The organism is Mycolicibacterium fallax, from assembly GCF_010726955.1.
GTDB classification, from domain to species: domain Bacteria; phylum Actinomycetota; class Actinomycetes; order Mycobacteriales; family Mycobacteriaceae; genus Mycobacterium; species Mycobacterium fallax.
On the sequence record NZ_AP022603.1, the window covers coordinates 2,154,786 to 2,180,281 of the forward strand.

29 protein-coding genes are annotated in these 25,496 nt (G+C 73.4%); 13 read left to right on the forward strand and 16 right to left on the reverse strand.

Annotated elements, in window-relative coordinates; genetic code table 11:
• Positions 1 to 28: 28 nt before the first annotated feature.
• The 5 genes from G6N10_RS10180 to eccCb all read right to left on the reverse strand — a co-directional run bounded on the left by G6N10_RS10180 (position 29) and on the right by eccCb (position 6,710).
• Positions 29 to 1,324, reverse strand: a complete 1,296-nt coding sequence (locus G6N10_RS10180; RefSeq protein ID WP_085092565.1) for a helix-turn-helix domain-containing protein — start codon at positions 1,322 to 1,324, stop codon at positions 29 to 31.
• Positions 1,325 to 1,422: 98 nt separating this feature from the next.
• Complete coding sequence (locus tag G6N10_RS10185; protein WP_085092591.1) at positions 1,423 to 1,716, reverse strand: WXG100 family type VII secretion target; 294 nt, start codon at positions 1,714 to 1,716, stop codon at positions 1,423 to 1,425.
• A gap of 5 nt (positions 1,717 to 1,721) precedes the next feature.
• Positions 1,722 to 2,048, reverse strand: coding sequence for a WXG100 family type VII secretion target (locus G6N10_RS10190; protein WP_085092566.1), 327 nt, complete (start codon positions 2,046 to 2,048; stop codon positions 1,722 to 1,724).
• 10 nt (positions 2,049 to 2,058) lie between these two features.
• Positions 2,059 to 3,327, reverse strand: coding sequence for a type VII secretion-associated protein (locus G6N10_RS10195; RefSeq protein WP_085092567.1), 1,269 nt, complete (start codon positions 3,325 to 3,327; stop codon positions 2,059 to 2,061).
• Complete coding sequence (eccCb, locus tag G6N10_RS10200) at positions 3,324 to 6,710, reverse strand: type VII secretion protein EccCb (RefSeq protein WP_085092568.1); 3,387 nt, start codon at positions 6,708 to 6,710, stop codon at positions 3,324 to 3,326. The genes G6N10_RS10195 and eccCb overlap by 4 nt, the downstream gene beginning before the upstream one ends.
• A 111-nt stretch (positions 6,711 to 6,821) precedes the next feature.
• Between eccCb and G6N10_RS10205 the strand changes: the two genes are divergently transcribed.
• The gene (locus tag G6N10_RS10205) at positions 6,822 to 7,940 is read left to right on the forward strand and encodes an EsaB/YukD family protein (protein WP_085092569.1); all 1,119 of its coding nucleotides are present in this window, start codon (positions 6,822 to 6,824) and stop codon (positions 7,938 to 7,940) included.
• Entirely contained in the window at positions 7,907 to 9,271 is a 1,365-nt protein-coding gene (mycP, locus tag G6N10_RS10210; RefSeq protein ID WP_407663978.1) for a type VII secretion-associated serine protease mycosin, read from the forward strand. The genes G6N10_RS10205 and mycP overlap by 34 nt, the downstream gene beginning before the upstream one ends.
• On the opposite strand, the gene eccB is transcribed toward mycP, so the two are convergent.
• Together eccB and G6N10_RS10220 are read right to left on the reverse strand one after the other, a co-directional pair.
• Positions 9,234 to 10,520, reverse strand: coding sequence for a type VII secretion protein EccB (eccB, locus tag G6N10_RS10215; protein ID WP_085092570.1), 1,287 nt, complete (start codon positions 10,518 to 10,520; stop codon positions 9,234 to 9,236). The genes mycP and eccB overlap by 38 nt on opposite strands.
• A gap of 72 nt (positions 10,521 to 10,592) precedes the next feature.
• Positions 10,593 to 11,153, reverse strand: coding sequence for a CGNR zinc finger domain-containing protein (locus tag G6N10_RS10220; RefSeq protein WP_085092571.1), 561 nt, complete (start codon positions 11,151 to 11,153; stop codon positions 10,593 to 10,595).
• Between the two features lie 67 nt (positions 11,154 to 11,220).
• Here G6N10_RS10220 and G6N10_RS10225 point away from each other — a divergent pair, with 67 nt between their 5' ends.
• The 4 genes from G6N10_RS10225 (at position 11,221) to G6N10_RS10240 (ending at position 14,358) form a co-directional block, all read left to right on the forward strand.
• Positions 11,221 to 12,240, forward strand: coding sequence for an EamA family transporter (locus tag G6N10_RS10225; protein WP_109750363.1), 1,020 nt, complete (start codon positions 11,221 to 11,223; stop codon positions 12,238 to 12,240).
• Between the two features lie 31 nt (positions 12,241 to 12,271).
• On the forward strand, positions 12,272 to 12,958 hold the full coding sequence (locus tag G6N10_RS10230; RefSeq protein ID WP_407664024.1) for a cutinase family protein: 687 nt from the start codon (positions 12,272 to 12,274) through the stop codon (positions 12,956 to 12,958).
• A 17-nt stretch (positions 12,959 to 12,975) separates the two neighbouring features.
• On the forward strand, positions 12,976 to 13,629 hold the full coding sequence (locus G6N10_RS10235; RefSeq protein ID WP_085092573.1) for a cutinase family protein: 654 nt from the start codon (positions 12,976 to 12,978) through the stop codon (positions 13,627 to 13,629).
• A 63-nt stretch (positions 13,630 to 13,692) separates the two neighbouring features.
• Positions 13,693 to 14,358 carry a cutinase family protein gene (locus G6N10_RS10240; RefSeq protein ID WP_109750364.1) on the forward strand — a complete coding sequence of 222 codons (666 nt, stop codon included), beginning with the start codon at positions 13,693 to 13,695 and terminating at the stop codon, positions 14,356 to 14,358.
• Between the two features lie 3 nt (positions 14,359 to 14,361).
• On the opposite strand, the gene G6N10_RS10245 is transcribed toward G6N10_RS10240, so the two are convergent.
• From G6N10_RS10245 to infA, 9 genes are all read right to left on the reverse strand, one after another.
• Positions 14,362 to 14,619, reverse strand: coding sequence for a TM2 domain-containing protein (locus tag G6N10_RS10245; protein WP_085092574.1), 258 nt, complete (start codon positions 14,617 to 14,619; stop codon positions 14,362 to 14,364).
• A gap of 92 nt (positions 14,620 to 14,711) precedes the next feature.
• Entirely contained in the window at positions 14,712 to 15,632 is a 921-nt protein-coding gene (gene truA, locus G6N10_RS10250) for a tRNA pseudouridine(38-40) synthase TruA (RefSeq protein WP_407663979.1), read from the reverse strand.
• Positions 15,616 to 16,152 carry a 50S ribosomal protein L17 gene (gene rplQ / locus G6N10_RS10255; protein ID WP_085092576.1) on the reverse strand — a complete coding sequence of 179 codons (537 nt, stop codon included), beginning with the start codon at positions 16,150 to 16,152 and terminating at the stop codon, positions 15,616 to 15,618. Before rplQ ends, truA begins: the two co-directional genes overlap by 17 nt.
• A gap of 75 nt (positions 16,153 to 16,227) precedes the next feature.
• Positions 16,228 to 17,280, reverse strand: coding sequence for a DNA-directed RNA polymerase subunit alpha (locus G6N10_RS10260; RefSeq protein ID WP_085092577.1), 1,053 nt, complete (start codon positions 17,278 to 17,280; stop codon positions 16,228 to 16,230).
• A gap of 84 nt (positions 17,281 to 17,364) precedes the next feature.
• Entirely contained in the window at positions 17,365 to 17,970 is a 606-nt protein-coding gene (gene rpsD, locus G6N10_RS10265) for a 30S ribosomal protein S4 (protein ID WP_085092578.1), read from the reverse strand.
• A gap of 21 nt (positions 17,971 to 17,991) precedes the next feature.
• Entirely contained in the window at positions 17,992 to 18,408 is a 417-nt protein-coding gene (gene rpsK, locus G6N10_RS10270) for a 30S ribosomal protein S11 (RefSeq protein ID WP_085092579.1), read from the reverse strand.
• A gap of 4 nt (positions 18,409 to 18,412) precedes the next feature.
• On the reverse strand, positions 18,413 to 18,787 hold the full coding sequence (rpsM, locus tag G6N10_RS10275) for a 30S ribosomal protein S13 (protein WP_085092580.1): 375 nt from the start codon (positions 18,785 to 18,787) through the stop codon (positions 18,413 to 18,415).
• Positions 18,788 to 18,984: 197 nt separating this feature from the next.
• Complete coding sequence (gene rpmJ / locus G6N10_RS10280) at positions 18,985 to 19,098, reverse strand: 50S ribosomal protein L36 (RefSeq protein WP_003879483.1); 114 nt, start codon at positions 19,096 to 19,098, stop codon at positions 18,985 to 18,987.
• 84 nt (positions 19,099 to 19,182) lie between these two features.
• Positions 19,183 to 19,404 (reverse strand): translation initiation factor IF-1, encoded by a 222-nt coding sequence (infA, locus tag G6N10_RS10285; protein ID WP_085092581.1) that lies wholly within the window; start codon positions 19,402 to 19,404, stop codon positions 19,183 to 19,185.
• A 298-nt stretch (positions 19,405 to 19,702) separates the two neighbouring features.
• Between infA and G6N10_RS10290 the strand changes: the two genes are divergently transcribed.
• The 7 genes from G6N10_RS10290 (at position 19,703) to G6N10_RS20600 (ending at position 25,492) form a co-directional block, all read left to right on the forward strand.
• A complete protein-coding gene (locus G6N10_RS10290; RefSeq protein ID WP_085092582.1) occupies positions 19,703 to 20,209 on the forward strand; it encodes a hypothetical protein in 507 nt (168 codons plus the stop codon).
• Between the two features lie 61 nt (positions 20,210 to 20,270).
• A complete protein-coding gene (locus tag G6N10_RS10295; RefSeq protein ID WP_085092583.1) occupies positions 20,271 to 21,803 on the forward strand; it encodes a flotillin family protein in 1,533 nt (510 codons plus the stop codon).
• Between the two features lie 395 nt (positions 21,804 to 22,198).
• Positions 22,199 to 22,375, forward strand: coding sequence for a hypothetical protein (locus G6N10_RS20415; RefSeq protein WP_244960453.1), 177 nt, complete (start codon positions 22,199 to 22,201; stop codon positions 22,373 to 22,375).
• 189 nt (positions 22,376 to 22,564) lie between these two features.
• Positions 22,565 to 23,590, forward strand: coding sequence for a DUF222 domain-containing protein (locus G6N10_RS10300; RefSeq protein WP_244960460.1), 1,026 nt, complete (start codon positions 22,565 to 22,567; stop codon positions 23,588 to 23,590).
• Between the two features lie 142 nt (positions 23,591 to 23,732).
• Positions 23,733 to 24,731, forward strand: coding sequence for a dTDP-glucose 4,6-dehydratase (gene rfbB, locus G6N10_RS10305; RefSeq protein ID WP_085096473.1), 999 nt, complete (start codon positions 23,733 to 23,735; stop codon positions 24,729 to 24,731).
• Entirely contained in the window at positions 24,732 to 25,340 is a 609-nt protein-coding gene (gene rfbC / locus G6N10_RS10310) for a dTDP-4-dehydrorhamnose 3,5-epimerase (protein WP_085096471.1), read from the forward strand.
• Between the two features lie 20 nt (positions 25,341 to 25,360).
• The gene (locus G6N10_RS20600) at positions 25,361 to 25,492 is read left to right on the forward strand and encodes a hypothetical protein (RefSeq protein ID WP_263993296.1); all 132 of its coding nucleotides are present in this window, start codon (positions 25,361 to 25,363) and stop codon (positions 25,490 to 25,492) included.
• Positions 25,493 to 25,496 lie beyond the last annotated feature (4 nt).

The following is a 25,496-nucleotide window of genomic DNA, read 5'->3' on the forward strand; positions in this document are numbered from 1 at the left end:
GTCACAGACCCTACGGGTGGCGCCGGGCTCAGGGCCCGGGCCGGCCGAACGCGTAGTCAATGCCGGCCATCTGCCCGGCCGCGCGCGCCCGGGCGACGGGTTCCTCGGCGCCGTCGCGCAGCGCGCACCAGCCGTCCCGGTCGTCGCGGCCCTCCGGCAGTTCCAGCCAGCGGCGCAGCAGCGCCGAATTGCCGCGGGCGGATTCGGCCAGCACGGCGGCGCGCAGGCTGGCCGACAGTTCGGCGCGCAACCGGGCCACCGCCGGGGACACCGACTGCGGCAGCAGCGGGCCCGGATAGCCGAACAGCGCGGCCCGCAGGTCCCCGGCGTCCAGGGCGGCCAGCACCGCACCGACGTCGCTGGTGATCGGTTCGCGCAGCCGGTAGGGCCGCGACGCCAGCTGCCGGGCGCCGATCACCTTGCGCAGCCGGGACATCTCGGCGCGGACGGTGACGACGTCGAGGTCCTTCTCGTCGAGCAGCACCGCCAAGTGGTCGGCCGACAGTCCCTCCGGGTGGCGGCTGAGCACCACCAGAATGTCGGCGTGCCGGCCGGTCAGGGTGCGGACCCGCGGGCAGCCGGTGTCGGTGCCGGTGATCCAGCGCGGCCGCTGGGCACCGAGCACCGCCAGGTGCGCGGGCGCCGCGGCCGGGACCGCACCGGCGCCGGTCAGCCGCAGCAACGCCAGGTGGTTCTCCACCGCGACGGCGGTGGCCCGGACCAGCGCCAGGGTCTGCGCGGAGGCCACCGCCATCCCGCCGGTCAGGTCGATCGCGCCGAGGGCGACACCGGTGCCCGGGTCGTGCACCGGTACCGCGGTGCAGCTCCACGGCCGGGCGGCGCGGGAGAAGTGCTCCGGCCCGGTGATCTGCACCTCCCGGTCCAGTGCCAGCGCGGTGCCGGGGGCATTGGTCCCGGCGCCGGGCTCGCTCCAGTCCGCGCCCGGCACGAAGTTCATCCGTTCCACCCGGCGGCAGGCCGCCGGGTCGCCCTCGACCCACAGCAGGGTGCCGTCGGCGGCGCTGACGGCCACCACCACCCCGGCGTCGAGGGCGTCGGCGACCAGCAGCTTGCGGATCACCGGCAGCGCGGCGGCCAGCGGGTGGGCCGCCCGGACGTCGTCGAGGGAGCGGGTCGTCGGCGCGGGCACCAGGTCGGGGTCCACGCCGCTGGCCAGGCTGCGCTGCCAGCTGCCGGCGATCACCGGCCGCACCACCGGGTCCAGCGCAGCGGCATTCAGCTCACCGGCCAGGAACCGGTCGTGAGCGGCGCGCAGCGCTCGGGCCGCGGTCCGGTCCGAGGTCTGGGATATCCCGTCGGCCATCGCCCCAGCGTAATCCCGATGACCGCCGCGCGGACGGGCATTGCGGTGCCCGGGCGGCCCGGCGGAGCTCTCCTCTCCGGCCGGGCCCCCGGATCGTTTCAGGCCCAGCGGCGGGCCTCGGCCCGGTCGGCGTCGGCGACGCCGTCGGCGCCGGTTCCGACGGCCACCGCCAGCCGGTCCAGGATCGCGTTGAGCGCCCCGGCCGCCCGGTTCCAGCGGTCGGCTTCGACGCCGAACGCGGCGGCGGTCTGCCGGGTCCAGCTGGCCCGCAGCGGCGCCACCCGGGCGCGCAGGTCGGCGAGGCTGCCGTTGAGCAGCGCGGAGGTGGCCCGGATCTGCCGGCCCACCTGGTCCTCGATGGCGGCGAAGTCGTAGGAGATGGTGTCGTCCATGCTGCTCACCGCCCCGGCAGCTCGGCGCCGACGGCGGCGATCCGGTCGGCGTGCCCACGGCTGGCCTCACCCAGCCCGGCGGCGTTGCCCCGCAACGTGGTGGCGATCGCCGACAGGGCCGCGCACAGTTGCACCGACTCGCGGTTCCACCGCGCCATCACGGCGCGGAACTGGTGGGCGGCCGCGCCGCCCCACACCGCCGGCGGTACCGCCAGCATGTCGTTGCCGAAGCGGGTCAGCGACATCCGCAGCTCACCGCTGCGGGCGTCGGCGAGATCGGCCACCGCGGCCATCAGGGTGAAGTCACTGCGCAGAGCGTTGGTCGGGTCCATCGGTCTCCCCTCACGGGTTGTGGGTCGGGCTTTGGTTGTGCGTCGACGGGTATTCAGACATCGGGTATTCAGACGTCGGGTATTCAGACGTCGGGGCCGCCGTTCCGGTTCCCCGGGCCGAGGCGACCGCGGCGTCGCAGACCGCGTCGATGCCGCGGCGCTGCCCGGGTGCGCTCTGGCAGCCGATGCCGATCCGCAGCCGGCCCTCGATCAGCACCACCCAGTCGATGTCGCGGCCGGGCCTGCGCTCCCGGTAGGTGATCGCCGGCCGGTCCGCCCGCCGGGCGTCGGGGGTGAAGTCGACGAACACCCCGGCCGGTTGCGCCGCGATGGCCCGGCGCAGCGTGTCGGCGGCGGCGGCCCGGTCGGCGCCCGAGCGGGCCTGGGTGACATGCAGCATCTCGGCCGGGTTGGTCGGCGAGGCGACCTCCAGGCGCGGCGAGCCCGGTCCCGCGGTGATCCGGCGCACCGTCCAGTCCGCGGGGACCTGGATCGCCACCGCGCCCTCGATCAGGGTGGTGCCGGCCCCCGGGGGCGGCGGCCGAGGCACGGTCGCCGCGATCACCGGCGCCGCGGCGGCCACCAGCAGCGCCGCGGCCAGCAGCAGGAGCCGCCGACGGCTCCGGTGCCGGGCCGGGTCGGCCGGCTCGGCCGGTGGGTTCGCGGGTGGGGCCGTGGGTGGGGCCGCGGCCGCCAGCAGCGCGGCGGGGCTCGGCGTCGTGACGGTGTGCCCGCCGCGGCGCAGCCGGGTCATGATGAGCGCGGCCAGCGCGGCCGCCCCGGGTACCGGCGGCGGTGCGTCCAGCAGCACCGGGCCGGGTGGGCACAGGGCCGCGGCGACGGCGTCGGCGACCGCGCCGGGATCCCGGTCGCGGGTCACCCGCGCCACCATCCGGCTGCCGCCGCCCGGGGTGCCCCGGCTGATCAGCACGGCCTCGGCGTCCACCTCGAGCAGCCAGTGCCCCGGACGGGACAGCAGCGCCGCGCGGCTGTGGGTGCTGACCGGGCGGCCGAGAAGGTCGGCGGCGATCCCGGCGACCAGCCGGGTGCGCCGGGGCGGCCAGCCGCTGGGGTGGACCAGCACCGCGTCGCCGGCGCCGGCCAGCGGCGGGCCCAGCGCCAGCCGCCAGGCCTGCGCGGTGTCGACGACGCGGTCGGCCAGCAGGGTGACCGGGTCGTCCCCGGCCTCCAGTGCCGCGGCGACGGCCACCGGGTCGGGCGCGGCGGCGCCGCCGGGCGCATCGATCCCGGCCGGGCCGAGGGCACAGACCACGGTCATTGCGGTGCGCTCCAGGCCAGTTGCACCAGCTGCTGCCCGCCGTCGCGGGTGAGCAGCACCGCCCGGCCGGGCGGCAGTCGGCGCGGCCGGATCCGCTCGAAGACCGGTGGCTCCTCCGGGTTGCCGCCGAGCTGCACGCCGATCGGGTCGGCCTCGCGCAGCGCGGCCAGCAGCGGCTCGTAGCTGGCCCGGCCGGTGCCGGTGCTGCGCCGGGCCAGCAGCACCGGCATGCCGATGTCGCGGGCGCGCGGCAGCAGCTCGACCAGCCCGGCCAGCGCGCCGGACCCGGCGGCCCCGACCAGGTCGTGATCGTCGATGACGACGACGGTGTCCGGGCCCGGCTCGGCGGCCAGCCGGTCGGCGGCCAGCACCCCGGCCAGGGTGCGCCGCGGATCGCACAGGAAGAAGCGCCGGCTCGGGTCCCGTGCCAGCGCCAGGCACAGCAGCCGCAGCAGCGCGGTCTTGCCGGTGCCGGCGTCACCGAGCACCAGCAGCTGCGGCTGGTTTTCCACATCGATGGTGGCGACGCTGGATTCGTCGTCCTCGGCCACCCCGATCGGGATGCCGGCGCCGGTCGCGGCGGGCAGCTCGGCGACCGGAAGCAGCGACGGCAGCAGCCGTACCGGGGCGACCCGGGCGCCGTTGTGCCGAGCCGTCAGCCGACCGGTGAGTTCGGCGGCCGGCGCGGGCCGGGCCAGGGTGGCCGGCAGTCCGTCCGGGGCCAGCGCCGCGCCGGGCCGCCCGATCGGCACCGCGCGGGCGCGCTGCCGGTCGATCTCGGAGTCCAGCGGCTCACCGAGGCGCAGCTCGATCCGGGTACCGAGCTGGTCCTTGATCCCCGGGCGCAGGTCGGCCCAGCGGTGCGCGGTCAGGATCAGGTGCACGCCGTGGCTCAGGCCGGTGCCGGCGATCGCGGTGATCACCGGTTCCAGGGCATCGAATTCGGCGCGCAGCGTGCTCCAGCCGTCGATCACCAGGACCAGCCGTCCGGGCCGCAGCCCGCCGCCCGGCCCGTCGTCGCGGCGACGCAGTTCGGCCTCGACGTGGCCGACGATGCGCCGCACCAGATCCGGCTGCGCCCGGGTGGCCACCGCCGCGACCTGGGGCAGGTCCGCCAGCTCCAGAAGTGCGCCGCCGCCGAAATCCACGCAGCAGAAGCAGATCTCGTCGGGGCCGTGGCGCAGTGCCAGCGCGCCGATCAGGGTGGCGACGGCGGCCGATTTGCCCGCGTGCGCACCGCCGATCACCGCGACGTTGCCCTGGGCCCCGGACAGGTCCACGCACCAGCTGCCGCGGCGCTGCTCGGCGACCCGGTCGATCAGGCCGATCGCCACCTGTAGCGCTCCGGCCGGCTGGCTCAGCTCGGCCAGTGCCGGGGACTGCCGCAGCGGCGGCAGCCAGATCTGATGGGCCCTCGCGCCGACGGCGGCCGCCCGGGCCAGCACGGTCTCGGCGGGCGTGGGCGCCGGGGTCGCCGCGGTCGTGCGCGCCGCGGCGGTGAACAGCTGCGGGCGCCCGAGCGCGGCGGGCCGGTCCCCCGGCGCGGGACCGGAGACATAGGCGGCCCGGAACCCGACCGGATCGGCGGCGCCGACCTGCAGGTACGCGGCGCCGGGGGCGTTCGGCAGCCGGTAGGCCGCGTCGCTGCCGAGCACCGCCCGGGATTCGCCTGCCGACAGCGTGCGCAGGCAGATCCGGTAGGACAGATGGGATTCCAGGCCGCGCAGCCGGCCCTCCTCCAGCCGTTGGGTGGCCAGCAGCAGGTGCATGCCCAGTGACCGGCCCAACCGGCCGATCGCGGCGAACACCTCGGCGAACTCCGGGTGCTGGGCCAGCAGTTCGGAGAACTCGTCGATGATCAGCAGCAGGGTCGGCAGCGGGGTCAGTGCGGCCCCACCGGCGCGGGCCCGGCGATAGTCGGCGATGCCGGCGAGGTTCCCGGCCTCGCGCAGGATCTGCTGGCGGCGGTTGATCTCACCGGTGAGCGCCTCGGCCATCCGGTCGACCAGGTGCGCCTCGTCGGCGAGGTTGGTGATCACCGCGGCGGTGTGCCCGGTGCCGTCGAGGTCGAGAAAGGTTGCGCCGCCCTTGAAGTCGATCAGCGCGAGGTTGAGTTCGTCGGGGTGGTGGGCGGCGATCATGCCGAGGGTGATGGTGCGCAGCAGCTCGGATTTCCCCGAGCCGGTGGCGCCGACGCACAGCCCGTGCGGCCCCATTCCGCCGGCCGCCGCCTCCTTGATGTCCAGAAACGCCGGTGCGCCGTCGCTGCCGCGGCCCAGCGGCACCCGAAGGTCCCCGGCGCGCTCCAGCAGGTCGGGCCAGTCGGTGCGGGGGCGGCGCGGGTCGGCGGCCAGTCGGCGCGCGCAGGCCGCGGCGGTGGCCGAATCCAGCAGGTCGGGCACCGCGCCGGGCAGCGGGCCGAGGCCGGCCGCGCGCACCCACTCCGGGGTGACGGCCAGGCTGCGCCGCGCGGCGTCGCGTGGTCCGGCGTGCTCGTCGCCGGGCGGCGCGACGGCCAGGATGCAGGCGCCGGGCAGCGGGCCCGGCTGCCCGGCGGTGCCGGTGTCGGTGTCGCAGACCAGCAGCAGCGGTCCGGTCGCGCCGCGGCGGGCGGCCGCCGGGTCGGGGTACAGCGGCGGGTCGGCGTGCGGCAGCCACTTGAGCCACTCCCATTGCGGCCGGGTCGTTTCGGTGACGACGGCGGCGATCGCCAGGTCGGTGGGCCGGTGCCGCGCGGCGATCCCGCAAACCATCGCGCGCAGCAGCGCCCGGGTGTGCTGCGGGTCGCCGGCGACGGCGATGACGGTCCCGGCGGCAAGTGGCACGGCGACCGGTGCGGCGGGGACGCTGCGGTGCGCGCGCAGCACGGCGCCGAACGCGTCCCGGGCGACCGGGTCACCGGCATCGGCGGGTTCGGGCAGCGGCTGCTCGGCGGCGACCGCACCGAGCCCGATCCGGGCGTGGCCGAAGTCCGGGTCGGCGGGGTCGGCCGGTTCGGCCCGGTCGGTCGGTTCGGCCCACAGCGTCGCCGGGTCGGGGTAGCGCGCCAGCAGCCGATTTCGTTGCGCGGCATCGGCATCGAGCAACCGGCGGTGCGCGGCGGCCAGCGCCGCCAGGTAGTCGCGGCGCTGCTCGTCGAGATCCCGGCGATACTGACCGCGGGAGCCGGAGGCGGCCAGCCCGGCCAGCGCCGAACCGAGCATGGTAACCGGGAACAGCAGGCTGACCGGATTGTGCGCCAGCGGCGAGCCGGACCCGGCCAGCACCGCCAGCATCCCGATGCTGGAGAGCACCATCAGCAGGGGCAGCGCCCGGGTGACCGGCGGCACCCGCACCGGCCGGGGCGGGGTCGGTGGCGGCGGCGGTTCGCCTGCGGCGGCCATGCCGTGACGGTAGGCCCCGCGCCCGGCGCCCGCAATTCAGTGCCCGGCACCGGCAATGGGGGTGTGCATGACCGACTACCCCGACCGCGGCGGCGGTCCTACCGTGGCCCGATGTCCGAGGTAAACCCCGCCGTTGCAGGCGATTCGGTGCGCGTTGCGGTGTGGTTGGGCGAGGCCGGCGCGGATCTGACGGTGCCGTCGCGGTTGCCGGTGGCGGCGCTCATCCCGGAGCTGCACGCGCTGCTGTGCGACGCGGTGGCACCCGGGCTGGCCCCGCCGCGCTGGTTGCGCACCCCGACCGGGCCGCCGCTGGATCCGGCCACCGGGCTGGCCGACAACGGGATCGGTGACGGTGCCACCCTGCTGCTGTGCACCGCACCGGGAGCCCCGGACCCCGAACCGCTGGATGCCGCCGCGGCGCTGGCCGAGACCGCCCGGCGCGGGCTGCGGCCCTGGTCGGGTGCGGCCGCCCGGTGCGCGGCCGGCTGCGCGGCGGTGTGGGGCGCGGGCCTGGCCGGTGCCCTGGCGCTGCCCGCCGAGGCCGGCGCGCCGTGGGGCTCGCCGCCGCGGCTGCTGCTGGCCGGCGCGGCCGCCGGTACCGCGGCCGTGCTGTGCCGCCGGTTGTGTACCGGCAACCCAATGGTTTTCACCATGCTGGCGGCGGCGGCCGGACCGGTTTGGCTGGCCGCGCTGGTCGCCACGGTGCTGCCGGTCCGGCCCGCCGCCGTCGGCGCCCTGACGGTGCTGGCCACCCTGGTGGGCCTGTCCGCGGCGGCCCGGTTGGCGCTGCGGCTGGGCGACCCGGACGGCGCGGCCGACCGGTTGACCGCGCTGACCGCCGGGACCGCGGCGGCCGCGGCGCTCGGCGCGCTGCTCGCTCAGCTGGTGCCGACCGGCCCGACGGTGGCCCTCGGTGTCGCGGCCGCGGCGGTGCTGGCCGCCCGGGTGCCGCCGGAGCTCGATGCGCTGCGGCGCGCGGCGCTGCTGGCCGGTGCGGCCGGCTGTGTGAGCGCCGCGGCGATCGGGCTGGCCCGCTGCTGGCCCGGCCACGGCGGGTGGCCGGCGTGCGGAACCCTGGGCGCCGCAGTGGGTTTGGCCGCACTGGGCAGGCTGCGGCCGGCCGGCGCGGACCTGCCGCGGCGCTGGCCGCCGCCGCTGGGCGCGCTGGCGCTGGCCGCGACGGTGCCGCTGACGGTGTGGACGCTGGGGTTTCCGGGGTGGCCGCGGTGAGTGCGGCCGGGCGGCTGCTGGCGGTCGCGGCGGCCACCCTGATCGGGGTCGCCCCGGGTGTCGCCCCGTGCGCCGCCGCCCCGGCCGGCTTGCTGCCGCCGCCGGTGGACCCCGCCGCGTTGCCGCCGCCGGCCACCCCGCGCCCGGCGGTGCCGACCGCGCAGCGGGTGACCTGCACCGCGCACCCGGTGGCCCGTCATCCCGGGCCGGGGCCGCTGGCCGGCCTTGACCTGCCCGCGCTGTGGGCGCTGAGCCGGGGCCGCGGGCAGCAGGTGGCGGTGATCGACACCGGGGTGAGCAGGCACCGGCGGCTGCGCGACGTCCGCGGCGGCGGCGACTTCGTCTCGACCGGGGACGGCACCGGCGACTGCGACGGGCATGGCACGCTGGTCGCCGGGCTGATCGCGGCGGCCCCCGATCCGGCCGATCCGGCCGGTTTCGCCGGGGTCGCACCGGAGGCCACCGTGCTGGCCATCCGGCAGACCAGCGTCAAGTTCGGCCCGGCCGCCGAGCGCGACACGGTGGGGGTCGGCGACGTGGACTCGCTGGCCCGGGCGGTGCGTACGGCCGCCGATCTGGGCGCCGGCGTGATCAACATTTCGACGGTGGCCTGCCGGGTGGGCTCGATCGACGACCGGGCACTGGGGGCGGCCCTCGGCTACGCCGTCGACGTGAAGGACGCCGTCGTCGTCGCCGCGGCGGGCAACACCGGCGGGCTCGGGCAGTGCCCGGCGCAGTTGCCCACCGGCGCCGGGCTGAGCTGGGACACCGCCACGGTCGCGGTCAGCCCGGCCTGGTACGACGACTACGTGCTCACGGTGGCCGCGGCGGCGCCGGACGGGACGGCCTCGGCCTTCTCGATGCCCGGCCCGTGGGTCGACGTCGCCGCCCCGGGCGAGGGGCTGGTGTCGCTGAACCCGGACGGGTCCGGGCTGCTCGACCAGGTCGAGACGTTCGGCCGGCTCGGCCCGGTGTCGGGCACCAGCTACGCCGCGCCGGTGGTCGCCGGGCTGGTGGCGCTGGTCCGGGCCCGGTTTCCGGAGCTGTCCGCGCGGCAGGTGATGGCCCGGATCGAGGCGACCGCGACCGGTCCGGGCTGGAATCCGGCGCTGGGCAATGGGCTGATCGATCCGGCCGCCGCGCTGCGTCCGGACACCGCGCCGCCGGCCCCGGCGCCCGGCACCTCGGCGGTGCCGGCCCCGGACCCGGGGCCGACCCGGATGCCAGCCGGCCGGGTTCCCGCGGTCACCGGGTCGGCGGTCTGCGCGGTGCTGCTGGCCGGCTGCTGGGCGCTCAGCCGTCGCGGGCGACCAGCGCGGCGGAGCGGGTGAGCCGCGCACCGGCCGGCAGCGCGGCGATCAGCCCGGGCGGCGCGGGCACCGGATCGTCGCCGAGCCCCAGCGCGGCGGTGGCCTCGTCGTCCAGGCCGAACCGAACCCCGGTGTCGGTGATCAGCCAGCGTCCGGCCCGGTCCCGGGCGTACACGCTGCGGCCGGGCGGCACCCCGACGGCGTCGACGCCGGGTCCGGGCCCGTCGGCCCCGGCCAGCCGGACCGGGCGAACCCCGGCCGGCCGCGACCCGGTCCACACCCGCAGCTCCCCCGGGGTCCAGGCCGCGCACAGCTCGCCGGGTCCGGCGCCCGCCACCGCATCGAGGTGGTCGGGCAGCTCGCGCAGCGCCAGCACACCGACCGTCGGGACGGCGGCCAGGGCGGCCGGGTCGACGGTGCCGATGCCCGGGTCGGGGCGCCCACTGGTGAACCGGACCAGGTCGGCGGCCAGCGCACCGATGCGCTGCACCCCGCCGGCGAGCACCAGGTAGTACTCGGTGGTTCCGGCCCGCTGGGTGCGCAGCACGTCGCCGACGGCGGCGGGCCCGAGCGCGGCCGGCCCGGGCCCGCCGGCGCCGGGGATGACCGGCGCGGTCAGCGGCGGGCGTTCGGGTATCAGCGCGAGCAGGGCCGCGGACACCCGGCGGGGCCGCAGGCCGTCCAGGTGCAGCGCCCGGGTGACGCCCGGGTCGCCGACCGGGACCTGGTGGCGGTGGCCGTCGGCGATCAGCTGCAGGCGCCCGGACGGGCCGGCGGCCAGCACGGCGGTGTCCGGGCCGGTCCGGCCCTCGCCGATCAGCACCGTGCTGGCGGCGCCGTCGCAGACGGTCCAGGTCAGCCCGGCGGCCGGCAGCGGGATGCCCGGGTCGTCGGGGGCGCCGGGGATGCCGAGCAGCGGGCCGCGGCCGGCCTCGCGCAGCGCCGCGGCGGCGATCCGGCGGGGCGGGTCGGTCGATCCGGTGATCAGCCGCGCCGAGGTCAGGTTGCGGACCGGGTGCACCAGTTCGCCGATCCGCACGTACAGCGCGCCGGTGTCGGCGGTCATCACGATCGGTGCGTCGGGCAGGGTCGGCGCGGGGCGCAGCAGGCTCAGCGCAGCGGCCCCGGCGGCCAGCAGCGCGGCGACGACGGTGCCCGCGGCCAGTGCCGCCGCGGCGGCCCCGGAGTCCTCGGCCGCGTCCGGGTCACCGCTGCGCAGCGCCGCCGCGGCGCGGCGGCGCAGGAAGCGGGGGGCCGACGCGGTGGTCACGGACCGACGCTAGGACGCTGCCCCCGCCGCGGTGAGTCCGTTGTGCACAGACTCCGTTGTGCACAGCCGCCCTCAGGCCGGTCCGGCCTGCGCGCGGCGTTCCCGGTAGGCGGCGACGTGCTGGCGGTTGCCGCAGTTGCCGGTGTCGCAGAACCGCCGGGACCGGTTGCGGGACAGGTCGATCAGCACCGCGTCGCAGTCCGGGGCCGCGCAGCTCTTCAGCCGGCGCAGTTCGCCGTCGCGGATGACGTCGGCCAGCGCCATCGCGGTTTCCGCGCCCATCCGCCGGGCCAGCGGATCCTGGTCGTCGGCCAGGTGCAGATGCCAGTCCGGCAGTTCGGCGTGCCGGGTCAGCCAGGGCCGGGCCTGGGTGTCGGCCAGCAGCGCGTTGACCTCGGCGACCATCGCCTCCTCGTCGCGGGCCAGCGTCCACATCGCGCCGAGCCGGGTGCGCAGCGCGTGCACGGCGGCCAGTTCGGCGTCGTCGCGGTCGCGTCGCCCGGTCCAGCCCCATTCGGTCAGGAAGTCGTCCAGCGCGGCGACCTGGCCGAGCTGCTCGCCGTCGACCCGGTCGGTGTTGACCAGCGCGCACGCCGACCGCAGCGACAACTCCGTGTCATGACTGAAATTCATTTGACTCGTGACCCCCTCCGGCCGTAGTGTCATGAGCAATATCGACTTTACTCATGAGGGGTGCGCGATGTTGCAGCGGATCTCCCCGGCCGATCACTTCCGCATGGGCCTGGCTTTTGCGCTGACCTCGGCGCTGTGCTTCGGGCTGTCCGGACCGTTCGCCAAGTCCCTGATGGTGGCCGGCTGGAGCCCGACCGCCGCGGTCACCGCCCGGCTGTTCGGCGGCGCCGTGGTGATGGCCGTCGTCGCCACCGCGGTCAACCCGAGCTGGCTGGGTGAGGCCCGCGCGCATGCCCGCACCATCGTGCTGTACGGACTGTTCCCGATCGCCGGGGCACAACTGTGCTTCTACAACGGGGTCAAGCACCTCTCGGTCGGGGTCGCGCTGCTGCTCGAATACACCGCCCCGGTGCTGGTGGTGGCCTGGCTGTGGGCGCGGACCCGGCGCCGGCCCGGGACCCGGACGCTGGCCGGGGTGGCGATGGCGATCATCGGCATCACGGTGGTGCTCGACGTGTTCCACGGCGCCAGCATCAACGCGATCGGGGTGGCCTGGGGCCTGGGCGCCGCGGTCTGCGCGGCCAGCTACTTCATGATGAGCGACATCAGCGACACCACCGCCGCGGGCACCCCGCTGAGCCCGATCACCCTGGCCGCCGGTGGCCTGTGGGTGGGCGCGGCCGGCGTCGGGCTGCTCGGCCTCACCGGGGTGATGCCGCTGACCGTCACCGCCGACGACGTGCTGCTCGCCGGCGCGACCCTGCCGCCCGCTGTCGCGGTGGCCGCGCTGGCGATCCTGTCCACCGCCGTCGCCTACACCCTCGGCATCGTCGGGGTGGCCCTGCTCAAACCCGGTTTCGCCTCGCTGCTGGGGCTCTCGGAGGTGCTGTTCGCGGTGCTGTGGGCGTGGCTGCTGGTCGGCGAGGCGCTGAGCACCACCCAGGTGATCGGCGGCGCGGTGGTGCTGGCCGGGCTCGCGCTGGCCCGCCCCGGCGACCGGCGCGGCGAACCGCCGGCGGGCACCGGAGCGGCCACCGAGGCCCGCGGCCCGCAAACTTCGGCAAAACTCGCTGCTCGCAGCGGCTAACATCGCGGGGGTGAATACCGACATAACCGTCGTGCCCCGCACTCACCGCACCCGTGCCCCGTTTGTCGCCCGCGCGCTGCTGGCCGCCGCCGCAGGCGCGCTGACCGTCGGCCTGCTGAGCGCAGCCCCCGCGCCGGTCGCCGCGCCCGCCCAGGCCGCACCGTGCCCGGACATCGAGGTGGTCTTCGCCCGCGGCACCACCGAGGATCCGGGGGTGGGCCGGGTCGGCAACTCCTTCATCCAGGACCTGCGCGGCATGGTCGGCGGCCGCTCGGTCGGCGCGTACGGGGTCAACTACCCGGCCGACTACGACTTCATGCAGGCCGCCGCGGGCGCCAACGACGCCAGCGCGCACGTCCAGTGGATGATGAACAACTGCCCGGCCACCCGGCTGGTGCTCGGCGGCTACTCCCAGGGCGCCGCGGTGATCGACACCATCGCCGCGGTGCCGGTGCCCGGCCTCGGCTTCGACAACCCGCTGCCGCCGAACGCGCCCGAGCACGTCGCCGCCATCGCGGTGTTCGGCAACCCGAGCGCCAAGCTCGGCCTGCCGCTGACCAGCAGCCCGGTCTGGGGTGCCCGGTCCATCGACCTGTGCATCCCCGGGGATCCGGTCTGCAACCTGGGCCTGTTCGAGGCCACCGACGTCGAGGCGCACCGCGCCTACCCCGGCGGCGCCACCCAGCAGGCCGCGGGCTTCGTCGCGGGCCGGCTCTGATCGGACGGGGGCCGGCCATGTCGCGCGCGCACGTCACCACCGCACTGGGTGCCGCCGTTTTCGGCGTCGCCGCAACGCTGCTGGTGACGCCCGCGGCCGCGACGGCCACCCCCTGCCCCGACGTCGAGCTGATCTTCGCCCGCGGCACCAGCGAGGACCCCGGCCTCGGCCGGGTCGGCACCAAGCTGGAAAGCGAGTTGCGCGCCAAGCTGCCGGACAAGACGCTGACGACGTACTCGGTCACCTACCCGGCGACCTGGGACTTCCTGGCCGCCCAGGACGGCGCGCTGGACGCCCAGAACCGGATCGTGACGATGTCCTCGACCTGCCCGGACACCCGGCTGGTGCTCGGTGGCTATTCCCAGGGCGCGGCGATCATGGACATGCTGATGGGTGTGCCGCCACTGGGCGACAAGATCGGTGCGATCGGGTCGGCCCCGCCGCTGCCGGCCACCCTGCGGCACAACATCGCCGCGATCGCGGTGTTCGGCAACCCGTCGACCAAGTTCAGCAAGCCGATCACCATCGGCCAGCTCGGCAACCGGTCGATCGACCTGTGCAGCGACGGCGATCCGATCTGCTCGCGCGGACGCAACCCGTTCGCGCATACCAACTACGAGGACGGCCCGATGGTGGGCCAGGCCGCCGAGTTCGCCGCCAACCTGATCTGAACCGCTACCGGTCCGTGACCTTAGCCAGCTGGCAGTCGGCGTAACGCTGGCTACCATGGAGCTGTGAGGGGTCGCCGATGGTCAGCGCTGCTGGCGGCGGCCCTGTTGGTCGGTCTACCCGCGGTGGCACCCCAACAGCTTCGACTCACCCCCGCCGCCGAGGCGGCCGGCTGCCCGGACACCGAGTTGGTGTTCGCGCGCGGCCGCAACGAGGCGCCCGGCGCCGGGCAGATCGGCAACACCCTGTTCACTCGGTTGCAGGCCAAGACCGGCAAGAACATCCGGCTCTATGCGGTGCGCTATCCGGCCAACACCGAGGTCGACCTCGGCGCCAACGATATGAGCCGGCACATTCAGGCAATGGTCGCCAGCTGCCCGCGGACCCGGATCGTGGTCGGCGGCTACTCGCTCGGCGCGGCAGTCAGCGATGTGGTGCTGGCGGTGCCGCTGCCGTTCGTCACGTTCCGCAACCCGCTGCCCGCCGCGGCGGCCGGCAATATCGCCGCGGTTGCACTGTTCGGCAACGGGTTCCAGTGGGTCGGGCCGATCACCAGCTTCAGCCCGGTGTACCGCGACCGCACCATCGAGCTGTGCCACGGCGACGACCCGGTGTGCAATCCGACCATCCCGCAGAACTGGCGGGCCCGCTGGCCCGACCACCTGGCACCGGCCTACATCAAGGCCGGGCTGGTGGAGCGAGCCGCGAATTTCGTCGCGGGCCGGATTTGACCGTCAGTCGGCGAGTTCGTTGCCCGCGGCGTCCCGATGCCACTTGCTGCCGGGCGCCGACACCAGAATCAGGATGCCCTCGACGAGGCCCCAGATTCCACCGATGCCGAGGGTGACCACAGTGACCACGATCTGGATGATCCCGCGGGTGTTGTTGCCCAGGTAAAAGTTGTGAACGCCCAGGCTGCCCAACAGGATTCCCAGAATTCCCGCGACGACCTTAGATTTCTGCGCAACACCGTAGCCATTGCCCTGTGTCATTTCTGCCCCAATTCTCGTGATTTTCGAACCTTCCGCAGGAACACTAGCTGCGGGGAAGGCGCCCGCGCGTCCGACGTTCGGCGGACACCGATTCAGCGCGGGTCGGTGCGCAGGTCCCGGGTGATCAGCGTCCGTGCGGCGAGTTGGTCCTCGGCCGGGTAGTCCACCCCGACCAGGCTCAGCCCGCGCGCCGGGGCGGCCGCGAAATCGCTGGACCGGCGGTCGGATTCGAGCAGTCCGACGATCCAATCGGGCGACCGGCGGCCTTCCCCCACCGCCAGCAGCGCGCCGATCAGCGAGCGCACCATGTTCCAGCAGAACGCGTCCGCGCTGACCCACGCGACGACATCGTCGCCGTCGCGCTCGATCTGCAGCCGCTGCAGTTCGCGGATCGTCGTCGCGCCCTCCCGGCGCCGACAGAACGCGGCAAAATCATGCAGCCCCAACAGTTTCGCCGCGGCGGCGTTCATCGCCTCGACGTCCAGCGGGCGCGGCCATGGCGTGACGAACCGGGCGCGCTGCGGATCCACCCCGAACGGCGCGGTGGTCAGCCGGTAGACGTAGTGCCGGCGCAGCGCGGAGAACCGCGCATCGAATCCGGCCGGGGCACGGGTGATGTCGCGGACCCGGACGTCGGAGGGCAGGAAGCGGGCCAGCCGGCGGATCAGCGGAAGGAACTCGGCCTCCCCGCCCGGTCGCGGCGTGCGCGGACGGCCGTGCCGCAGCGCGGATTCCGGTACGTCGACGTGCGCGACCTGACCGGTGGCGTGCACCCCGGCGTCGGTGCGACCGGCGGCCCGCAGGATCACCGGCTGCCGAAACACCGTCGACAGCGCGTCCTCGATCACCCCGGCGACGGTGCGCTGCCCGGCCTGGGTGGCCCACCCGGCGAATTCGGTTCCGTCGTAGGCGATGTCGAGCCGCAGCCGGACCGGTTCGCAAACACCGACATGCCCGCCACCGGTGTCGGTGACGGGCATGTCGGGTGTCTTACCGCTACTTGGCAGCGTCATCCTCGGCGGGCGCGTCGGCCTCAGCCTCGGTGACCTCAGCCTCGGTGACCTCAGCCTCGGTGGCTTCAGCCTCGACGACCTCGGGCTCGGCGGCCTCAGCCGCGGCGGCCTCAGCCTGCTTGGCGGCGGCACGTCGGGCACGGTCGGCCTCGGAGGTGACGGTCTTCTCCCGGACCAGCTCGATGACCGCCATCGGGGCGTTGTCGCCCTTGCGGTTCTCGACCTTGATGATCCGGGTGTAACCGCCGGCGCGGTCGGCGTAGAACGGCGCGATCTCCGCGAACAGGACGTGCACGATGTCCTTGTCGCGGATCTTCTTCATCACCTCACGACGGTTGTGCAGCGCACCCTTCTTGGCGTGGGTGATCAGCTTCTCCGCGTACGGCCGCAGCGCCCGGGCCTTCGGCTCGGTGGTGGTGATCCGGCCGTGCTCGAACAGCGCGGTGGCCAGGTTGGCCAGCAGCGCCTGCTGGTGCGAGGACGACCCGCCGAAACGGGCACCCTTGGTGGGCTTGGGCATTGCGACTATCTCCTAAATGGGGCCGGCCCCCGTATCAGGTAGGACCGGGACGGTGGGTTTGAAAACCCCGGTGGGTCAGAGCTGCTCGGTCTCGGCGTAGTCCTGGTTGTCGTCCAGGTCGTAGCCGGCTTCGCTGTTCCAGGTGCCGGTGGCGACGTCGTAACCGGCCACCTCCGACGGATCGAAGGAGGCGGGCGAGTCCTTGAGTGCCAGACCCAGCTGATGCAGCTTGATCTTGACCTCGTCGATGGACTTCTGGCCGAAGTTGCGGATGTCCAGCAGGTCGGACTCGGTGCGGGCCACCAGCTCGCCGACGGTGTGCACACCCTCGCGCTTGAGGCAGTTGTACGAGCGCACCGTCAGGTCCAGGTCGTCGATCGGCAGCGCGAAGCTGGCGATGTGATCGGCCTCGGCCGGGGACGGCCCGATCTCGATGCCCTCGGCGTCGACGTTGAGCTCGCGGGCCAGACCGAACAGCTCGACCAGGGTCTTGCCGGCCGACGCCAGGGCGTCGCGCGGGCTGATCGAGTTCTTGGTCTCGACGTCCAGGATCAGCCGGTCGAAGTCGGTGCGCTGCTCGACGCGGGTGGCCTCCACCTTGTAGGTGACCTTCAGCACCGGCGAGTAGATCGAGTCGACCGGGATCCGGCCGATCTCGGCGCCCGAGGCCTTGTTCTGCACGGCCGGGACGTACCCGCGGCCGCGCTCGACGACGAGCTCGACCTCCAGCTTGCCCTTGTCGTTGAGGGTGGCGATGTGCATGTCCGGGTTGTGCACGGTGACCCCGGCCGGCGGCACGATGTCCGCCGCGGTGACCTCACCCGGGCCCTGCTTGCGCAGGTACATGGTGACCGGCTCGTCCTCGTCGGAGGACACCACCAGGCTCTTGAGGTTCAAGATGATGTCGGTGACATCCTCCTTGACCCCCGGCACGGTGGTGAACTCGTGCAGCACCCCGTCGATCCGGATGCTGGTGACCGCCGCGCCCGGGATGGACGACAGCAGGGTGCGGCGCAGCGAGTTGCCGAGGGTGTAGCCGAAGCCCGGCTCCAGCGGCTCGATGACGAACTGCGACCGGTCGTCGGCCAGTACCTCTTCGCTCAGGGTGGGTCGCTGAGAGATCAGCATGGTGTTTCTCCTTCTCGGCACCCGCTATTTGATGCCGGTTGGGGTGGTCCCCCGCGGCACGTCGCCGCGGAGGACCCTCATCGGTTACTTCGAGTAGAGCTCAACGATCAGCTGCTCGGACAGCGGCACGCTGATCTGCGCGCGCTCGGGCAGCTGGTGAACCAGGATGCGCTGACGCTCGCCGACGACCTGCAGCCAGCCCGGGATCGGGCGCTCACCGGCGGTTTCCCGCGCGATGATGAACGGGTCGGTGTTCAGCGACTTGTCCCGCACATCGATGATGTCGTACTGCGACACCCGGTAGCTCGGGACGTCGACGCGCACGCCGTTGACGGTGAAGTGGCCGTGGCTGACCAGCTGACGGGCCATCCGCCGGGTACGGGCCAGGCCCGCGCGGTAGACGACGTTGTCCAGCCGGCTCTCCAGGATGCGCAGCAGGTTCTCGCCGGTCTTGCCCGGCTTGCGAACCGCTTCCTCGTAGTAGCGGCGGAACTGCTTCTCCATGACGCCGTAGGTGAAGCGAGCCTTCTGCTTCTCCTGCAGCTGCAGCCGGTATTCGCTCTCCTTGATCCGCGCGCGGCCGTGCTGGCCGGGCGGGTAGGGGCGCTTCTCGAACGACTGATCGCCGCCGACGAGGTCGACGCCGAGGCGGCGCGACTTGCGGGTGACGGGTCCGGTGTAACGAGCCATCTTTCTAAATCCTCCCTAGCCCTAGACCCGGCGCCGCTTGGGCGGACGGCAACCGTTGTGCGGCTGCGGGGTGACGTCGGAGATCTGACCGACCTCGAGGCCGGCGGCCTGCAGCGAACGGATGGCGGTTTCACGGCCCGAACCCGGGCCCTTGACGAACACGTCGACCTTCTTGACGCCGTGCTCCTGCGCCTTGCGGGCGGCGTTCTCGGCGGCCAGCTGGGCGGCGAACGGGGTCGACTTACGCGAACCCTTGAATCCCACGTGACCCGAGGAGGCCCACGCGATCACGTTGCCCTGGGGGTCGGTGATCGAAACGATGGTGTTGTTGAAGGTGCTCTTGATGTGAGCGGCACCGTGCGGAACGTTCTTCTTTTCCTTGCGCCGCGTGGTGGTCTTGCCGCGCTTGGCGGTGGCGGCTTTCTTCTGCGGGGGCATCTGCTTACCTGGCCTTCTTCTTGCCGGCGATGGTGCGCTTCGGGCCCTTGCGGGTGCGCGCGTTGGTCTTGGTCCGCTGGCCGCGCACCGGCAGGCCGCGACGGTGCCGCAGGCCCTGGTAGCAGCCGATCTCGATCTTGCGGCGAATGTCGGCCTGCACCTCGCGGCGCAGATCACCCTCCACCTTGAGGTTGCCCTCGATGTAGTCGCGCAGCTGGGTCACCTGATCGTCGGTCAGGTCCTTGCTGCGCTGGTCCCGGTCGATGCCGGTCGCATCCAGGATCTCCTGGGAGCGGGTACGGCCGATGCCGTAGATGTAGGTCAGCGCGATCTCCATGCGCTTATCGCGCGGGAGGTCGACGCCCATGAGACGTGCCATGTGGCAGTTTTCCTTCTTCAGTGCGGAGGTCTGGTCCCAGCCCGTTCCCTGATGGGGCCCGGCCTCCGTGCCGGGCGTTGTCGGGCGGCCAATCCGCCCGGTGGTGCTGGGAGTTCATCGTTGAGTTGTCGGTATTGAGTTGTGGGTACTGCGATGTGGGTACTGCTGACGCCGGCCCGCGGGCAGGCGCCGATCTGCTAACCCTGCCGCTGCTTGTGGCGGGGATCGGAGCAGATCACCATGACCCGCCCATGCCGGCGGATCACCCTGCACTTGTCGCAGATCGGCTTGACGCTCGGGTTCACCTTCACGGCTGTTCGATCCTTTGGGGTCTCGGGCGCCACGGACGGAGCCGTCCGCGGCGCGGGGTTTCGGTTGTGTGTGACCGGCGGGTGCTACTTGTAGCGGTAGACGATGCGACCGCGGGACAGGTCATAGGGCGAGAGCTCCACGACCACGCGGTCCTCGGGCAGGATGCGGATGTAGTGCTGCCGCATCTTGCCGCTGATGTGGGCGAGCACCTTGTGTCCGTTCTCCAGCTCAATGCGGAACATCGCATTGGGCAGGGGCTCGATCACGCGGCCCTCAACCTCGATGGCGCCCTCTTTCTTGGCCATGCTTACTGACGATCCTGTCGCTCGGTTTCGTGTCTGCGCTGTGTCACTGCACCTGTCTGGCGGCAGCCAACACTCCGACTAAAACGTGGGATCCTAACTGGGCATACCGCCATGCGAAGAAAACACGCAAAAAAGCCGGCGCGATGGCCGCACCGTCTGCCCACGATACCCGCTGCGAGGCCAGGCACCAAAACCGCGCGGAACCCGCCGGCCGCCGGCAAATCTGCCGCTCTCCACCACGCCCCGGCGCTGCCACAATGGAATCCGCGGGGCCGGCCCGCGCCCGGGAGAGGAAGCTGTGACCGCAGCATATGTGGCGATGTTCGCCGTCGGGGCGATCGCGGTCCTGACCGCACTGCTGCTCACCGACTTCGATCTCGGCGCGCACCACGACGGGCTGCCGTTTTTGAGCCTGACCGGGCTGTCGGCCGGCCTGATCGGCGCGGGCACCGGCGGCCTGATCAGCAGCTGGGCCGGGCTGCCCGCGGTGGGCGCGGGCGCCGTCGCGCTCGGTTGCGGCGTCACGCTGATGGCCGCCTTCCAGTACCTGCTGCTGCCGTATCTGCGCAGGCAGGAGGGCAATTCCCACCGCGGCCGGGCGGACTACATCGGCCGGCTGGGCACCGTCACCCTGGAGGTGGCCCCCGGCGGCTGGGGCGAGGTCACCTTCCTCGACGCCGACGGCAACCGGGTGCACGCCCGGGCCGTCACCGCCGAACCCGCACCGCTGGCCAAGTCCACCCGGATCTACATCGCCGACGTCGACGCCGACGTCGTGCACGTCGTCGCTGTCCCCGAGTCCTGACCCCCAGTCCTAGCGCTCCCGAGTCCAAGCACCCCCGAGTCCTGCCGAGAAAGGCCCCCGCTTGTCCACCCTGCTGATCGTCGTCATCGCCGTGCTGGCCGTCCTGCTGCTGGTCGCGCTGCCCATCGTGTACGTGAAGAACTACATCAAGGTGCCGCCCAACGAGGTCGCGGTGTTCACCGGCCGCGGCACCCCGAAGGTGGTGCGCGGCGGCGCGCGGTTCCGGATGCCGGGCATCGAACGCGTCGACATCATGAGCCTGGAGCCGTTCAACGTCAGCATCAACCTGCAGAACGCGCTGAGCAACAACGGGGTGCCGGTCAACGTCGAGGCCGTCGGCCTGGTCCGGATCGGCTCGGCCGATGAGGCCGTGCAGACCGCGGTGCAACGCTTCCTGACCTCCGACCTGGCCGAGCTGCAGCGCCAGATCAACGAAATCCTGGCCGGCAGCCTGCGCGGCATCACCGCGACCATGACCGTCGAGGACCTGAACTCCAACCGCGACTCGCTGGCCCGCAGCGTGGTGGAGGAGGCGGGCACCGACCTCGCCCGGATCGGCATGGAGGTCGACGTGCTCAAGATCGCCGGCATCTCCGACCGCAACGGCTACCTGGAATCCCTGGGCCAGCGCCGGATCGCCGAGGTCAAGCGCGACGCCACCGTCGGCACCGCCGAGGCCGAGCGGGACGCCCAGATCCAGTCCGCCAAGGCCCGCCAGGAGGGCTCGATCGCCCAGGCCGAGGCCGACACCGCGATCGCCACCGCCAACCAGCGCCGCGACGTGGAACTGGCCCGGTTGCGCGCGCAGACCGAGGCGGAGAACGCCCAGGCCGATCAGGCCGGGCCGCTGGCCAATGCGCGGGCCCAGAAGGACGTCGGCATCGCCGTCGAGCAGGCCGAGGCCGCCCGGGTGCAGGCCCGCATCGAGGTCGAGCAGCGCCGCAGCGAGCAGGCCCAGGCCGCGCTGGCGGCCGACGTGATCGCCCCGGCCGAGGCGCAGCGCCAGGCCGACGTGAAGCTGGCCGAGGGCCGGCGGCAGGCCGCGATTCTGGCCGCCGAGGCATCGGCCGCGGCCGCCCGCCAGGCCGGCGAGGCCGAGGCCGACGCCCGCAAGGCCGCCGCCGACGCGCTGCGGGTGGAACGTCAGGCTCAGGCCGACGGCACCCGGGCCGAACTGCTGGCCCAGGCCGAGGGCACCAAGGCGGAGCTGACCGCCAAGGCCGACGGCACCAAGGCCGAGCTGATGGCCGAGGCCGACGGCATCAAGGCCCGGCTGTTCGCCGAGGCGGAGGGCAAGAAGGAGGTCGCCGCGGCGCTGAACAGCTTCAGCCCGGAGGCCGCCCGGCTGCAGACGCTGCCGGACGTACTCAACTCCGTGGTCAAGGCGACCGAGGCCGCCGCGTCGCCGCTGTCCTCCATCGACCGGCTGTCCATCATCGGCGGGTCGGCCGACGCCCAGGCCGGAATCGCCGGCCTGCTCGGGGTCAGCCCGCTGGCGGTCGCGAACATCGTGGAGGCGCTGAAGTCCTCGGGCATCGATCTGGCCGCGCTGCTGGGCCGGCCGTCGAACCCGGAGCCCGGCCCGGCCGACTGAGCGGCCGGGCGCTGCTCACAGCAGGTGGCCCCTCTCGGTCGGCCGCCGGATCGTCGCGCAGGGCCAGCAGTCGGCCACAGTGCCCGGAAACCGACACTGGTGCACCGTGGCCGCAACCGGCGGGCCCGCCGACGCCAACTCACTCCCCGGGGCATCACCGGCCCGAGCCCGCCCGCATTCTTATCGAACATTTATTCGATCAGGGTCTTGCGCTCTTGTGTCGACGGAGTACTCTCGAACATATAGGCGAATAAACCCTCGCCACCGCGTACCCCACCGCCCGACCCGACACGGGTCGAGCACCGACAGGCTCCCCCACCGAGCCGACTCACGTATCCACCCTCGATCGCATCCCCGCCCCGGGATGCATCCGCTGGGAAGTACCGGTACCCGCCATGACCAACCCCCACCCCGCCGGCGGCCTCGACGCCGTCATCGCCGGACTCGACGCCTTCATCAACACCCTGATCGACCAGCTCGCCCCGACCCCGGCCACCGGGAACGACGACGACGGCGGCCGATCCCTGTTCCAGCTGCTGCACACCGCGTCTTCGACGACACCCACCTGCTGACCGTGCTCAAATCCGCGGTCACCCTCACCAACCTGACCACCCACCTGATCGCCACAGCAACCGCGGCCTGCGAACGCGCCGGCGTCCCCGCCCGCCAACACGCCCGCCACGGCGCCGACCTGCTCACAACCTCGCCCTCACCCCGGCGCCGCCCACCGCTACACCCGCGTCGGACGCGCCGCCGTCCTACTGCCCGCCACCACCCGGCTCCAACGCCTCGGCGCCATCAGCATCGAACTCGCCGACGCCATCGGCAAAGGCCTGACCCACATCGAGCGCCGCACCGAACTCACCGACGACGACCGCACCCGGATCGAACAACAACTGCTCACCCAAACCACCCCGGCCACCGTGGCCAACAAAGCCCGCCACATCGCCATCGCCCGAACCCCCGGCCCCGGCCAACCCGGCGCACCCACAATCCCCGCCGCCGAAAACACCGACCTCAACGACATGACCCTGACCCAAAACGACGAAGGCCGCATCACCGCCACCCTCGACCTCGACGTCCTGACCGGCGAAGAACTCACCACCGCCCTCGCCCCGCTGACCCGGCCCATCCCCCAACCCGACGGCACCCCCGACCCCCGCCCCGCACCACAACGCCGCGCCGACGCCCTCGGCCACGTCATCCGCCACTACCTACACGGCTACCAGCGCCCCACCTCCGGCGGCGTCCTACCCCACGTCACCCTCATCCGGCCCCCCACCACCGCCTTCGGCCAACCGACCCCAACACCCACCGGAACCGCGACCGAAGTCGACTTCCTCGCCTTCACCGGCCCCATCAGCTGCCACACCGCCGACCTGATCACCTGCGACTGCACCCTCGACACCGCCCACCTCGACCACAACGGCGTCCCGCTGGACATCGGCCGCAGCAAACGCCTCTTCACCCCAGAAATCCGCAAAGCCCTCGGCCTGCGCGACCAAGGCTGCGCCTTCCCCGGCTGCGGACGCCCCATCGCCTGGTGCGACGCCCACCACATCCACCACTGGCACGCCGACCACGGCCACACCTGCCTCGACAACGGCGTCCTACTCTGCCGCCACCACCACACCCTCATCCACCACACCGACTGGCAGATCTACCTCGGCCCCGACCGACACCCCTGGTTCATCCCACCCACCGACCCCAAACACCCCAACCGACCACCAGAGCACCTACGCTCCCACGCCCGCCGCACCCTCACCACAGAATCCGCCGCCGCATAACCAGCAGCAAACACCGTCGCCAAACACGCAGCTTGACAACTACACAGCGGAAAATACGGCGGGCGCCGGCCCACCCTGAAAGGAATCGGACCGGCACCCGCCACGACGCCAGGGCCGCCCGGCCGAGCGATAGGGTTTCGGTATGCGACTGCTGGTGACCGGAGGGGCGGGGTTCATCGGCGCCAACTTCGTGCACAGCACCGTCGCCGAGCACCCCGAGGACACCGTCACGGTGCTGGATTCGCTGACATACGCCGGCAGCGCCGAGGCGCTCGCGCCGCTCGGCGACGCGGCGACGCTGGTGGTCGGCGACATCACCGATGCGCCGCTGGTCGACGAGCTGGTCGCGGGCGCCGACGCGGTCGTGCACTTCGCCGCCGAGACGCACGTCGACAATTCGCTGGCGGATCCGTCGGCGTTCGTCACGTCCAACCTGGTCGGCACGTTCACCGTGCTGGAGGCGGTGCGCCGCCGCGGCGTGCGGTTGCACCACGTGTCGACCGACGAGGTGTACGGCGACCTGCCGCTGGAGGATCCGACCGTCCGGTTCACCGCGGACACCCCGTACAACCCGTCCAGTCCGTACGCGGCGACCAAGGCCGGCTCGGACCTGCTGGTGCGGGCCTGGGTGCGCTCCTACGGGGTGGCGGCCACGCTGTCGAACTGCTCGAACAACTTCGGGCCGTATCAGCACGTGGAGAAGTTCATCCCGCGTCAGATCACCAACCTGCTGACCGGGCGGCGGGCCAAGCTGTACGGCACCGGCGCCAATGTCCGGGACTGGATCCACGTCGCCGACCACAACACCGCGGTCCGGGCGATCCTGGCCGGCGGACGGGTCGGGCAGACGTATCTGATCGGCGCCGACTGCCAGCGCTCCAACCTCGATGTGCTGCGTACCCTGCTGGGGATCATGGGCCGCGACCCGGACGACTTCGACCACGTCAGCGACCGGGCCGGGCACGACCTGCGCTACGCCATCGACCCGACCGCGCTGCGCGACGAGCTGGGCTGGGCACCGGTGCACACCGATTTCGCCGCCGCGCTGGCGGCGACGGTGCACTGGTACCGCGACAACGAGGCCTGGTGGGCGCCGCTGAAGGACGCCGTCGAGGCCGGCTACGCGAAACGGGGGCAGTAGATGGCATTCCGCGAACTGGCGGTCCCGGGGGCCTGGGAACTCGTCCCGACCGTGCACGACGACGACCGCGGCAGCTTCTTCGAGTGGTTCACCGACGCCGAGTTCACCGCGATGACCGGGCACCGGCTGGACCTGGCGCAGGCCAACTGCTCGAGCTCCTCGGCCGGGGTGCTGCGCGGGCTGCACTTCGCCCAGACCCCGCCGGGGCAGGCCAAGTACGTCGGCTGCCTGCGCGGTTCGGTGTACGACGTGGTCGTCGACGTCCGGGTCGGCTCACCCAGCTACGGGCACTGGGACGCGGTGACCCTGTCGGCCCAGCGGCACAACTCGGTGTACCTGGCCGAGGGGCTCGCGCACGGATTCCTGGCCCTGGAGGACGACGCGACGGTGGTCTACCTGTGTTCGGCGGGCTACTCCCCCGGCCGCGAGCACACCATCAGCGCCACCGATCCGGCCATCGGGATCCGCTGGCCCGACACCGTGTTCGGCGCGGTGCACCTGCAGTCCGATCGGGACCGGGACGCCCCGACGCTGGCGCAGGTCGCCGCGGCCGGGCTGCTGCCGGACTGGGCGCAGACCCGGGCGTACATCGAGGGCCTGGGCCGGTGAGACGGCCGCCGGCGCCGTCGGTGGCAGCACTGCTCCGGGACGCCTGCGGCCCGCTCGCCGAAGCGCTGGGCCAACACTCCGACGCCGAGGTCCGCGACGTCCGCCGCGGCAACGGGCCGTTCGGACCGCTGCCCGGACCGTTCCAGCGGTGACGAC

Excerpts from the sequence above, each read along its gene's own strand:
- G6N10_RS10225 (WP_109750363.1), top strand. The coding sequence starts at position 11,221 with ATGTTGCAGCGGATCTCCCCGGCCGATCACTTCCGCATGGGCCTGGCT.
- rfbC (WP_085096471.1), top strand. The coding sequence starts at position 24,732 with ATGGCATTCCGCGAACTGGCGGTCCCGGGGGCCTGGGAACTCGTCCCG.
- infA (WP_085092581.1), bottom strand. The coding sequence starts at position 19,404 with ATGGCCAAGAAAGAGGGCGCCATCGAGGTTGAGGGCCGCGTGATCGAG.
- rpsM (WP_085092580.1), bottom strand. The coding sequence starts at position 18,787 with ATGGCACGTCTCATGGGCGTCGACCTCCCGCGCGATAAGCGCATGGAG.
- G6N10_RS10195 (WP_085092567.1), bottom strand. The coding sequence starts at position 3,327 with ATGACCGTGGTCTGTGCCCTCGGCCCGGCCGGGATCGATGCGCCCGGC.
- rpsK (WP_085092579.1), bottom strand. The coding sequence starts at position 18,408 with ATGCCCCCGCAGAAGAAAGCCGCCACCGCCAAGCGCGGCAAGACCACC.
- G6N10_RS10245 (WP_085092574.1), bottom strand. The coding sequence starts at position 14,619 with ATGACACAGGGCAATGGCTACGGTGTTGCGCAGAAATCTAAGGTCGTC.
- G6N10_RS20415 (WP_244960453.1), top strand. The coding sequence starts at position 22,199 with ATGACCAACCCCCACCCCGCCGGCGGCCTCGACGCCGTCATCGCCGGA.
- G6N10_RS10260 (WP_085092577.1), bottom strand. The coding sequence starts at position 17,280 with ATGCTGATCTCTCAGCGACCCACCCTGAGCGAAGAGGTACTGGCCGAC.
- eccCb (WP_085092568.1), bottom strand. The coding sequence starts at position 6,710 with ATGGCCGCCGCAGGCGAACCGCCGCCGCCACCGACCCCGCCCCGGCCG.
- G6N10_RS10235 (WP_085092573.1), top strand. The coding sequence starts at position 12,976 with ATGTCGCGCGCGCACGTCACCACCGCACTGGGTGCCGCCGTTTTCGGC.
- rfbB (WP_085096473.1), top strand. The coding sequence starts at position 23,733 with ATGCGACTGCTGGTGACCGGAGGGGCGGGGTTCATCGGCGCCAACTTC.
- G6N10_RS10220 (WP_085092571.1), bottom strand. The coding sequence starts at position 11,153 with ATGAATTTCAGTCATGACACGGAGTTGTCGCTGCGGTCGGCGTGCGCG.
- truA (WP_407663979.1), bottom strand. The coding sequence starts at position 15,632 with ATGACGCTGCCAAGTAGCGGTAAGACACCCGACATGCCCGTCACCGAC.
- G6N10_RS10205 (WP_085092569.1), top strand. The coding sequence starts at position 6,822 with ATGTCCGAGGTAAACCCCGCCGTTGCAGGCGATTCGGTGCGCGTTGCG.
- rplQ (WP_085092576.1), bottom strand. The coding sequence starts at position 16,152 with ATGCCCAAGCCCACCAAGGGTGCCCGTTTCGGCGGGTCGTCCTCGCAC.
- G6N10_RS10185 (WP_085092591.1), bottom strand. The coding sequence starts at position 1,716 with ATGGACGACACCATCTCCTACGACTTCGCCGCCATCGAGGACCAGGTG.
- G6N10_RS10190 (WP_085092566.1), bottom strand. The coding sequence starts at position 2,048 with ATGGACCCGACCAACGCTCTGCGCAGTGACTTCACCCTGATGGCCGCG.
- rpsD (WP_085092578.1), bottom strand. The coding sequence starts at position 17,970 with ATGGCTCGTTACACCGGACCCGTCACCCGCAAGTCGCGCCGCCTCGGC.
- G6N10_RS10180 (WP_085092565.1), bottom strand. The coding sequence starts at position 1,324 with ATGGCCGACGGGATATCCCAGACCTCGGACCGGACCGCGGCCCGAGCG.